5 protein-coding genes and 8 pseudogenes are annotated in these 9,830 nt (G+C 57.4%); 3 read left to right on the top strand and 10 right to left on the bottom strand.

What is annotated here, in order from left to right; genetic code table 11:
- Positions 1–162: 162 nt before the first annotated feature.
- The 5 genes and pseudogenes from HK436_RS33960 to HK436_RS30380 form a co-directional block, all read right to left on the bottom strand.
- Positions 163–438, bottom strand: coding sequence for a GDP-mannose 4,6-dehydratase (locus tag HK436_RS33960; protein WP_376769238.1), 276 nt, complete (start codon positions 436–438; stop codon positions 163–165).
- 104 nt (positions 439–542) lie between these two features.
- Positions 543–779: pseudogene (locus HK436_RS33955) on the bottom strand (GDP-mannose 4,6-dehydratase); the annotation flags it as partial.
- A 95-nt stretch (positions 780–874) separates the two neighbouring features.
- Positions 875–1,372: pseudogene (gene rfbC / locus HK436_RS30390) on the bottom strand (dTDP-4-dehydrorhamnose 3,5-epimerase).
- A gap of 8 nt (positions 1,373–1,380) precedes the next feature.
- A pseudogene (gene rfbA, locus HK436_RS30385) lies at positions 1,381–2,284 on the bottom strand (glucose-1-phosphate thymidylyltransferase RfbA).
- 168 nt (positions 2,285–2,452) lie between these two features.
- Positions 2,453–2,920 (bottom strand): hypothetical protein, encoded by a 468-nt coding sequence (locus tag HK436_RS30380; protein ID WP_173195250.1) that lies wholly within the window; start codon positions 2,918–2,920, stop codon positions 2,453–2,455.
- A gap of 1,482 nt (positions 2,921–4,402) precedes the next feature.
- Between HK436_RS30380 and HK436_RS30375 the strand changes: the two genes are divergently transcribed.
- The 3 genes and pseudogenes from HK436_RS30375 (at position 4,403) to HK436_RS30365 (ending at position 7,313) form a co-directional block, all read left to right on the top strand.
- Positions 4,403–5,263 carry a dTDP-glucose 4,6-dehydratase gene (locus HK436_RS30375; RefSeq protein ID WP_244649571.1) on the top strand — a complete coding sequence of 287 codons (861 nt, stop codon included), beginning with the start codon at positions 4,403–4,405 and terminating at the stop codon, positions 5,261–5,263.
- Between the two features lie 79 nt (positions 5,264–5,342).
- A pseudogene (gene rfbD, locus HK436_RS33950) lies at positions 5,343–6,213 on the top strand (dTDP-4-dehydrorhamnose reductase).
- 188 nt (positions 6,214–6,401) lie between these two features.
- The gene (locus tag HK436_RS30365; RefSeq protein ID WP_173194512.1) at positions 6,402–7,313 is read left to right on the top strand and encodes a glycosyltransferase family 2 protein; all 912 of its coding nucleotides are present in this window, start codon (positions 6,402–6,404) and stop codon (positions 7,311–7,313) included.
- Between the two features lie 115 nt (positions 7,314–7,428).
- Here HK436_RS30365 and HK436_RS30360 read toward each other — a convergent pair.
- The 5 genes and pseudogenes from HK436_RS30360 to HK436_RS34060 form a co-directional block, all read right to left on the bottom strand.
- A pseudogene (locus tag HK436_RS30360) lies at positions 7,429–7,856 on the bottom strand (Ros/MucR family transcriptional regulator).
- 283 nt (positions 7,857–8,139) lie between these two features.
- Complete coding sequence (locus HK436_RS32745) at positions 8,140–8,352, bottom strand: porin (RefSeq protein WP_173195249.1); 213 nt, start codon at positions 8,350–8,352, stop codon at positions 8,140–8,142.
- Positions 8,349–8,579 (bottom strand): annotated as a pseudogene (locus HK436_RS32740) (porin); the annotation flags it as partial. The gene HK436_RS32745 and the pseudogene HK436_RS32740, both read right to left, overlap by 4 nt.
- Before the next feature lie 223 nt (positions 8,580–8,802).
- A pseudogene (locus HK436_RS33945) lies at positions 8,803–8,898 on the bottom strand (hypothetical protein); the annotation flags it as partial.
- A 123-nt stretch (positions 8,899–9,021) separates the two neighbouring features.
- Positions 9,022–9,213 (bottom strand): annotated as a pseudogene (locus HK436_RS34060) (porin); the annotation flags it as partial.
- Positions 9,214–9,830 lie beyond the last annotated feature (617 nt).

The following is a 9,830-nucleotide window of genomic DNA, read 5'->3' as shown; positions in this document are numbered from 1 at the left end:
CAGGTCGCGATAACTTGCACCGCCCGCACGAGGGGATCTTGCATCGACGATGTCAGTCGCTTTCGACAACGGAGACGCCCTGCGTTCAGACCGACCACCGATATTGTAGCTTTCGCAAGGCGGCCTTTCGTGGCCACCAGTTCGAGCGCTCTGGCGTGATCTTCAACAAAGAGCCGGTCTCGGACATTCTGGCCGGCGCCAGATCGGCAGGGGCGCTCGCCGAGCATTCAGGATCACAAGCGGGATCAGCTTTTCCGGAAAATGGTATGGTCCGTAGTTGTTGGAGCAATTCGACAATACAATCGGCAGACCGTAGGTTTTATGCCAAGCGCGTACGAAATGGTCGGAAGCCGCCTTGGAGGCTGAATGCGGCGATGAGGGTGCGTAGGGCGTCTCCTCGGTAAACAGACTGTCGTCGAAGTCCAGATCCCCGAACACCTCGTCGGTGGAAACGTGAAATCGGAACGTTTCCCGCAACGCAGGAGCAAGTTCGCGCCAGTGTGCGAGCGCCACGCCAACAAATGGAAAGTGCCGACCACATTGGTCTCGATGAATTTCGCAGGCCCGTCGATCGAGCGGTCGGTATGGCTTTCAGCTGCGAGGTGCATGACCACGTTGATGCGATCGCTACGCAACAGTTGTTCGCGTATAGTCCCACCGTCGCAGATATCTACCTTTCTGAAAACGAAGCGAGGTCATTGCTGATTGTGGCCAACGGTGAAGATTGCCGGCGTAAGAGTGAGGTTGTCGACAACAACGACGCGCTCTGCGCCGTTCATTAAGAGCTGGCGGCAGACTGCCGATCCGATAAACCCGGCCCCGCCGGTCACCAGAAAACGCATCGGCTTTCCTCAGGAGTGGACTTTCGAAAATCTTAATCTCTCAGCAATGGAGCTTTGCGGTCCTTTTCTGACAGGACAACTTCAACTGTGTGGATAGGCCAGAATTCCAATCGCCGGATCGTCGAAACGGATCGAGTAGGTGTGAACAGACGAGTAATACGTTTCGGTGACTTTGTAGATCACCTCGGTATCGGGTTCGAGCGTGACGAAGCCGTGGGCATAACCTGCCGGTACCAGAATTTGGTTTCCATTTCTGCGCTGACACCGTCAGTGACCCAACGGCCGAATGTTGCCGACCCACGGCGGATATCAACCGCGACATCCAAATATCGCGCCATGCACGACGCGCACCAGCTTGTCTTGAGCTTTGGGCGGAAGCTGATAGTGGAGACCGCGAAGCGTACCCCGCGTTGCTGAAAAGGAGTGGTTATCTGAACAAAATCACGCTCCAGCCGCATTGTGGAGCCAGTCGCGCCTAAAGGTCTCGAGGAGAACCGCGAGTCGCCAAATTTTGGCGGGCAGAACTCCATAACGCCGTCTAGACCGAGCGGACGAGCGTCAAAGCATTTGCACCTTCCTCTACCCGTCGACGCAGATAAGCCGAATAACCGTTTTCTGCCCAATCGGTCTGCGTGAGCCAACAGTTGATCGGCGGAGGAGATAACCGAGCTCGAAAGGCAATTTCCTCTGGGCACATAACCTTGAAACCTTGGCGGCGCTCCAAGTGCGCACGAACGAAGAGGCTTCGTGGAGACTATCGTAGGTGCCGGTGTCAAACCAGGCATAGCCACGGCCGAGCCTCATCACGTGCAGCTTTCCAGCCGCCAAATAAGCATTGTTCACGTCGGTGATTTCAAGTTCGCCACGGGGGGACGGCGTCACGTTCGCAGCAATGTCGAGAACGTCATTGTCGTAGAAATAGAGGCCTGTGACGGCCCAGTTCGACTTCGGCTGGGCCGGCTTTTCTTCGATGTCCTGAACCATGCCGGTACCGTGGTCGAAGGTCACGACCCCGTAACGGGCGGGATCCTCCACGTGATAAGCAAATACTGTAGCGCCGGTCTCGCGCTCTCGTGCTGCCCGGCAAAGGCGGGTAAGGCCGGTGCCATAATAGATGTTGTCGCCAGGATCAATGCGACCGAGTCGTTCCCGACGAATTCGCGTCCGATGATGAATGCCTCGGCCAACCCGTTAGGATTAGGCTGTACCGCATAGGATAGGGAAATTCCGAACTGGCTGCCGTCGCCAAGGAGTTGCTTGAACGCCGGCATGTCACGCGGCGTCGTGATGACCAGAATTTCGGTAATCCCGGCAATCATCAGCATGCCGAGCGGATAGTAGACCAGCGGCTTGTCATAAACCGGCAGGAGCTGTTTGGACACAGGGACCGTCAGGGGATAAAGCCGCGTGCCGCTGCCGCCGGCAAGGATAATGCCTTTCAAGACCATCTCCAGATGTACATGCGCAAGTATCGCAGAGAATATCTGGAGATTTCACCCCAACCGCCCAGGCAGTCGTTATCAGCCCGACCTATGTGATGCAAGCCTCGCAGTTCTTAGAAAAGACCTCTTTTCTAGGGCTGCGTCTGTCGGATCGCGCGAACAAGGGCTTCAAGCTGCTGCTTGGCCCGTAAAGTCATTTCCGCCGCGTTTCCACCAGAAGAGTCTGGCCTCGGGCTTGGTTCTGATTGAGGTCCTGCCGCGACGCCTCGCAGTTGGCGCTCCATAATCCGTTCCATCGTCGGGCTTCATCTTCGCCACCGGCCTCCGCAGTATCGGATGTGTAGGCGATCGGCCCCGTCGCACTTTGAGCTGTATTGACGCTTCCTCCGGCAGTTCCTGCAACGAGGAAGCGCCTTGATTGATGGTGAACGTGATGCGCGATGGACGCCCTTCGGAATAGGCGATCGCGTATCCGTTGTTCGGGGCGATCGCCACAAGAACCTGCTGCTGCAGGTCTCCGGTAAAACTACCGGTAACCGCCCCACCTTGGATTTCCTCCCCGGTGCGTTCGATCCCGAACCGTTCGACGATGCTGTTGACTATTTCGCTACGCGAAGCTTCCTGGGCTTCGACCACCAACGCGTCGGGGACCCCTTCGATCGTGAACCCCGCATATGATGTTGCGGCACCCGAAGTAGCAATTACCCCGGATAATATAAAAGGAGGAAGGCGCCTCATGGCAGTCTCTTTCATAGTTTCTGCACGGAACTTGGCTCCGATAGTAGCGCCGTTATCAGTCCGAGGAAAGAGGGTTGGAGACGACAGGAGCACCAACCGGCTCGTTCTATCGGATGATCACTGTTGGTGTTGACACCGTTTGCTCGCTTTCTGATCTCGATTATCGATCGGGGAACCCAATCCGTAAGCGGTCCTGGCCATTTTCAACGAATACCTCAAAGCGGCCGACGTCAGACAGCGTCCAACCATCGAGTGTCTCTCCTTTGAGCATATCGAAGAAGATGGGGCTGCCAGCTTCTTCGAATATTGCGCGGTTCAAGGAGCGACACCATGGTTGGACCTGCTCCCACGTTAGGCGCAGCTACGAGGTATTCGTTGAAATCGGGCGGTATCCCACGTATTCGGTTTCTTCTTCAACGAAGGGTACCGGCTCGATGACTGCGGGAGGCTTCCGGTCGGGAGAAAATTAGTGGCCGTTGGCGAATGGCTTGATAGTCATCTGCAAGCCGCGTCCGGACCGCCCTTCGCGATCCTGCGCGGACGTCGCGATGGCGGTCGGGGACTAATCACCACCAGCAATGCCATCAGGGCGATAGAACAATAGCGACGATCCGCCTAGCCTCCTTGTTATCGGTACTTGGGCGATGGCGCCTGGGGGTCAATTCGTTGGCCACATCACGCTGCTTGATGTACATCTGCGAGCTCTTCGTCCGGGTCCTCGCTTCGCGGCGGCAGCGGGACGACGCCTGGCATCCTGACGGTCCCTGTGACTAAAACAGCGATTGGAGGTTTATGCCATCCGCTCGGCATGCTATTGAACGATAAGCCGGCGTCGCCGACGGAGCCTGGGCTGGTCATCGGTTCTTGGGGGATGGTGCCATGCCGGCGTTCAAGCAAGGCCTCCTTGGCGACCGCTACCAGTCGCAATTTCGTCACAGGCCTCCTATTCGCGTTGGCCGATTGTTCTCAATTCACGTTCTGACGCGAATTGAACGTCGGGAACGACCGCCGTCGCGGATTGAACCTGAAATCACAACATCGGTTATTCGGCTTATCTGCGTCGACGGGTAGAGAAGGTGCAAATGCTTACGCTTCGTCCGCTCGGTCTAGACGGCAAAGTTATGGAGTTCTGCCCGCCAAAATTTGGCGACTCCGCGTGGTTCTTCTCGGAGACCTTTAGGCTGTCAGAAAAGGACCGCAAAGCTCCATTGCTGAGAGATGCCGAGATTTTCGGGAGGTTCAATTCCTGAGGAAAGCCGATGCGTTTTCTGGTGACCGGCGGGGCCGGGTTTATCGGATCGGCAGTCTTGCTGCCAGCTCTAATGAACGGCGCAGAGCGTTGTTGTCGACAACCTCACCTACGCCGGCAATCTTCAATCGTTGGCCACAATCAGCAATGACCCTCGCTTCGTTTTCAGAAAGGTAGATATCTGCGACGGTGGGACTATACGCGAACTGTTGCGTAGCGATCGCATCAACGTGGTCATGCACCTCGCAGCTGAAAGCCATGTCGACCGCTCGATCGACGGGCCTGCGAAATTCATCGAGACCAATGTGGTCGGCACTTTCCATTTGTTGGAGGCGGCGCTCGCACACTGGCGCGAACTTGTTCTGGCGTTGCGGGAAACGTTCCGATTTCATCACGTTTCCACCGACGAGGTGTTCGGGGATCTGACTTCGACGACAGTCTGTTTACCGAGGAGACGCCCTACGCACCCTCATCGCCGTATTCAGCCTCCAAGGCGGCTTCCGACCATTTCGTACGCGCTTGGCAATAAAACCTACGGTCTGCCGATTGTATTGTCGAATTGCTCCAACAACTACGGACCATACCATTTTCCGGAAAAGCTGATCCCGCTTGTGATCCTGGAATACTCTCGGCGAGCGCCCCTGCCGATCTATGGCGCCGGCCAGAATGTCCGAGACTGGCTCTTTGTTGAAGATCACGCCAGAGCGCTCGAACTGGTGGCCACGAAAGGAACGCCGGGCGAAAGCTACAATATCGGTGGTCGGTCTGAACGCACCAATCTCTCCGTTGTCGAAAGCGTTTGCGACATCCTCGATGCAAGATCCCCTCGTGCGGGCGGTGCAAGTTATCGCGACCTGATCACCTTCGTCACCGACCGGCCAGGACACGACCGACGCTATGCGATCGATGCATCCAAAGTTGAACGGGAGCTCGGCTGGGTGCCTCTGAGAGTTTCGAGACTGGTCTCGCAAAGACCGTTGAATGGTTTCTAGACAATAAGTGGTGGTGGGGACCGATCCGCAAAGAGAAATATGACGGCAATCGTCTGGGAGAAGCAGGAAAGACAGCACGGTGAGGTTGGTTGTGACAGGGCAGGAAGGGCAGGTTGCGAAGTCCCTGGTCGAACGAGCCTCCCACCATCGCGATATCGAGGCGGTCGCAATTGGGCGTCCTGTTCTTGATCTCCAGAAACCGGAGACAGTGCTGCCAGCGCTGGCATCAGCCAAGCCCGATATCGTCATTTCTGCCGCCGCCTACACCGCCGTTGATCGGGCCGAGGCTGAGCCTGGACTTGCGTACGCGATCAATGAGGCTGGCGCCGGCCAGGTCGCAGCAGCTGCGGCTGAACTTGGCGTTCCGATTGTCCATCTTTCCACCGACTACGTTTTCGACGGCCAGTGCGATCATCCTTACCTGGAGACCCACCTCCCCGACCCCACGGGCGCCTACGGCGCGTCCAAGCTGGCAGGTGAAATGGCCGTCGCGCAGGCCAACCCGTGCCATTTCATTATACGCACTGCCTGGGTCTACAGCCCGTTCGGCAACAACTTTCAAAACCATGCTTCGCCTTGCCAGTGATCGATCAGAGATCGCAGTTGTGAGCGACCAATGGGGCAATCCAACCTCTGCGCTCGACATAGCTGATGCGCTGCTTCAATGCTGCTCCGCAAATGAAGAACGGCAGCAGCGAGGCCTGCGGCATCTACCATTTGGCGGGGCGAGGAGATACAAGCTGGAGCGGCTTCGCGCGACACATATTCTCCGCCAGCAGCGCGCTTGGGGGCCATCGGCACACGTCAGAGACATCGCCAGTGCTGACTACCCAACAGCCGCGACTCGACCGCTCAATTCGCGCCTTCGTCCGCGAAATTCGCGCAGACGTTCGGCTGGACCGCGCCAGATTGGCGCCATTCGACGGACTTGGTTGTCAGGCGACTACTGAAAGACAGTAACCAATGTTGATAACGCTCCACGCAACCATGCCATCCGCTCAGACTTATTGCAGCCCATTGGTTGCGCGAATCGTGGTCAGCCCATCGACAAAGCCGCTTTGTCATGCCTTACCCGCCGTTAGAGACGTCGACAGACAACTCGGGTTCGTCGCACCCGACCAGCACCACGCGTCAACGGGTGGCCGTGCTGATGGCCGTTTACAATGGTGCGCTATATCTGGCAGAGCAAATCGAAACACTCGCGCGGCAGGATGTCGAGCATATCGATTTGTGGTTTGCCGACGATGGCTCTACTGACGAGACTGGCGCTATCGTCGAACGAACGAGAGCCACATGGAAAAAGGGCGAAGTGCACATCCTGCCTGGTCCGCAGAAAGGATTTGCCGAAAACTTCCGCCACCTTCTCGTTCATCCTGCAATCAGCGCCGATTATGTTGCACTTTGCGACCAAGATGATCTGTGGGACGAGGATAAGCTGTCTACGGCGATCGCGCGGCTCGACGTAGAGGCGAGCGCCACACCCGCACTGCACTGTTCGCGTACGCGGATAGTCGCTGCCGATGGGACGCCAATTGGTTACTCGCAACGCTTCGACCGCCCACCGAGCTTTCAAAACGCTATTGCGCAGAATATTGCGGGCGGAAACACGATGGTGATGAACCGGGCAGCGCACGATTTGATCCGACGCTTGTCGCAGGCTGTGGCCCTCGTCAGTCACGATTGGTGGTGCTATCTGCTTGTTGCAGGTTCGGGAGGCAAGGTGTTCTACTCACCCGATCCGAAGACATCCTATCGGCAGCACGCCCAAAACTTGGTTGGGGAGAATGTCTCCCTTCGTGCACGGTTTTCGAGATTGTATCACGCCGGCAAAGGGCGCTACAGAGCGTGGAACGCGACCAATTTGTCAGCACTCGAGACGTGCCGCGAGCATCTGACAGAGGAGTCGAGGCGAACCCTCGATCTATATGCTCAAGCAAGGGACCGAGGCGTTTTCGGTCGTTTTATCGCCCTCAGAGAATCGGGCGTATATCGCCAGACGTTGTCGGGCCAGATCGCCTTGTATGTCGCCTGCTTGCTTAAACGAATGTGAGCGGCAAATATTGTTCCCGAAGGGCCTAGCGCTCGCCCGCCCGACTATTCGGCCATCACTGAACGAGACACTAAGTTCCGCTCGACTGCAGTCCTCAGCCCTTAGTCACTTAGTTTCAGGGCCGCAGCTTTCTGAAACCGAGCCTCTTATGCCCCAGCCTCCTCGATCGTGAAAATTCGGACCGCTCGGCAGCGTAGTTAGGCGATATCATCGGGTAATCGAACGGCAGATCCCACTTCCGCCGATACTCTTCGGGCGTGAGTCCGTGGATTTCGTTCAAATGCCGTTTGAGGGTCTTGAATTTTTGCCGTCTTCCAAGCAAACAAGATGGTCATCGTGGACTGAATTCTTTATCGGCACCGCTGGCTTCCGAGAGTCTAGTTCCTGCTTCCGGCCGCGGGCGCGCAGCCTGGAGAGTGACGCGTGGACTGCCAGAATAAGCGCAGCGAGCTCGTTCGCTGGCACTGGGCTGCTGGAGACGTAGGCTGATACGATTCGGGCAGTCAGGGATGTTAGTTGCTCACGGCCATTCTGCTCGTTCATAGGCATCTTCTTTTCCATTGGCTTTGAGCTGTCCGGCACGCGGGAGCAAGTATCTTTGCGGCACCGTCGTCATGCTGGCATGAAACAGAAGATGTGCTGACCAGATTGCCGCGGCTGGCACAGAGCAGGTCTGCACGACGCAGCTGCCAGCTGCGCCTAGGCAGCAGCTATGCGCGCCGGGCAGGCTGCGACCGATCATGAATTCAACGATTCTACAGCGTTCCAGCAACAAAAAACCCGGCAGTTGCCTGCCGGGTCTTTCTCAAATCAACTCGTAAGCTGATTAGAAGGTGCGGTCGAAGCGGATAGCGGTGCGCCAGCTGTCGACGTCGCCACCAATGGTGTCGGTCGTGGTGTACTGGACTTCCGGACGGATGCGGAGACCCGAAATCGGACGCCAGTCGAGACCACCGGTGATCTGCCAGGTGTCGTTGGCAGCGTTGTACTCGTCGTCGAAGTACTGGACAGCAGCAGCGATCGCCAGGGTCTGGCTCACGTTGGCCTTGGCGTATGCCAGACCGAGAACTCAGAGCCGTTAGTGGACGAACGACCGATGGTGTAGATCGACGGGCCGCTTGCGTAGAAGAGGTGCGCACCGACGTCGAACATGCCGAACTTGGCATTGCCGACGAGCTTCGCGCCCCACTCTTCAGTGACCGTGTCGTAGCCGACCATGGCGCCGATGTCGCCCCAGCCCTGCGTCAGCTTCACGCCGCCTTCGACAGCCGGCTCTCGAACAGACCGGTTTCGCGCTCAACCACGGCAACGATGGCCGAGAAGCCATTGGCGCCGTTGTACTGGTAGGAGAGCTCACCGCCGTTGTTGAAGCCGTAGGAGCCATCGTGGGACCGAAGGGCGAACCGTAGCCGAGGAAGCGAGCGTACGGGTGTCGCTCTTACTGGGCGGATGGTGCCGTTGGCCTGCTGCAGCTCGATGAAGCCCTGGTTCAGTAGACGTCGTCATAAGCGCCAGTGCCAACGCCAGCTGCGGTCCAGCCGTAGGAACCCCAGTTGAAGCGGGCTTCAGCGTACGAACGCAGCGTGCCCCACTCGGTCTCGTTGCGCGCATCAACGTTGAGCTGGAAACGAGCATACTTCCAGAAGCGATAGTCTCAACCAGACCCGTATCCGGTCAAGCCAGTCGGCATCGCTGTAGTGCATCTCGTAGCGCATGTAGCCACCGATGCGCAGGCAGGTCTCGGTGCCCGATGTAGAAGAAACCAGCGCCGTACACGTCGCAGATGCGAACGTATTCCATCGGCTCCGGCTCGGCGATGACGATCGCATCAGCTGCGCGAAGCGCCGGTTGCAGCGACAGCAGCCACTGCGGAGCCGAGAAGAAGGCTCTTGATGTTCATTTTCTGACCTCCAGTCAAAGTTAAAAAGCGGGTTTCTGGTGTTCCGGCGACGAAACGCCGTTGGGACGCGTTTGCCGGCACCAAGCATCCCAATTCTCGAAAAAAGACGCGACTTCATGATCTCGGAGCTCGCGGCGGTCGTCGCATCCCAATTGATGGCACAGACCCAGGCGACGCAGCGCGTTGAGGAGCCTTAAGGATGAAGTGAGTGAGTATGGTGCAGAAATTGTGGTGCAGGTGGTTAAAGAAGCTCACAAGGACGTGCGCGATCGTATTCGGGCCACGAAAGCGGCATCACCGGCTGTTGTTGACGAGATGGTCCTCGCCGACGACTGGGCCGGTCCAGTAGCCGGGCCAACGCTACTCGAGAGACATTTCAGGATTCCTCGTTTCAACCCTCTATCGATGGCAGAGAAGCGTAATGAGGTCGTGTGGCTCAATACGAGGGAGTAGCAAAGAAGCCGGTGTTTCCGCTTAAGCAGTTCGTCGATGGGCGTCCGGCAATCGGGATCGCAGAGATTGTGCAAGCCTTCGACGATCCCGCGCAGCTTGGAAATGGCTCACGTCAGGAAGTCTAGCTAATAAGGACGGTGCGCCGTTGGAGGAACTGTTGAATG

Origin of the sequence: Neoaquamicrobium sediminum, assembly GCF_013240295.1 — a bacterium.
In the GTDB taxonomy this organism is placed as follows: Bacteria; Pseudomonadota; Alphaproteobacteria; order Rhizobiales; family Rhizobiaceae; genus Aerobium; species Aerobium sediminum.
This window is presented reverse-complemented; position numbering and strand designations above follow the sequence as displayed.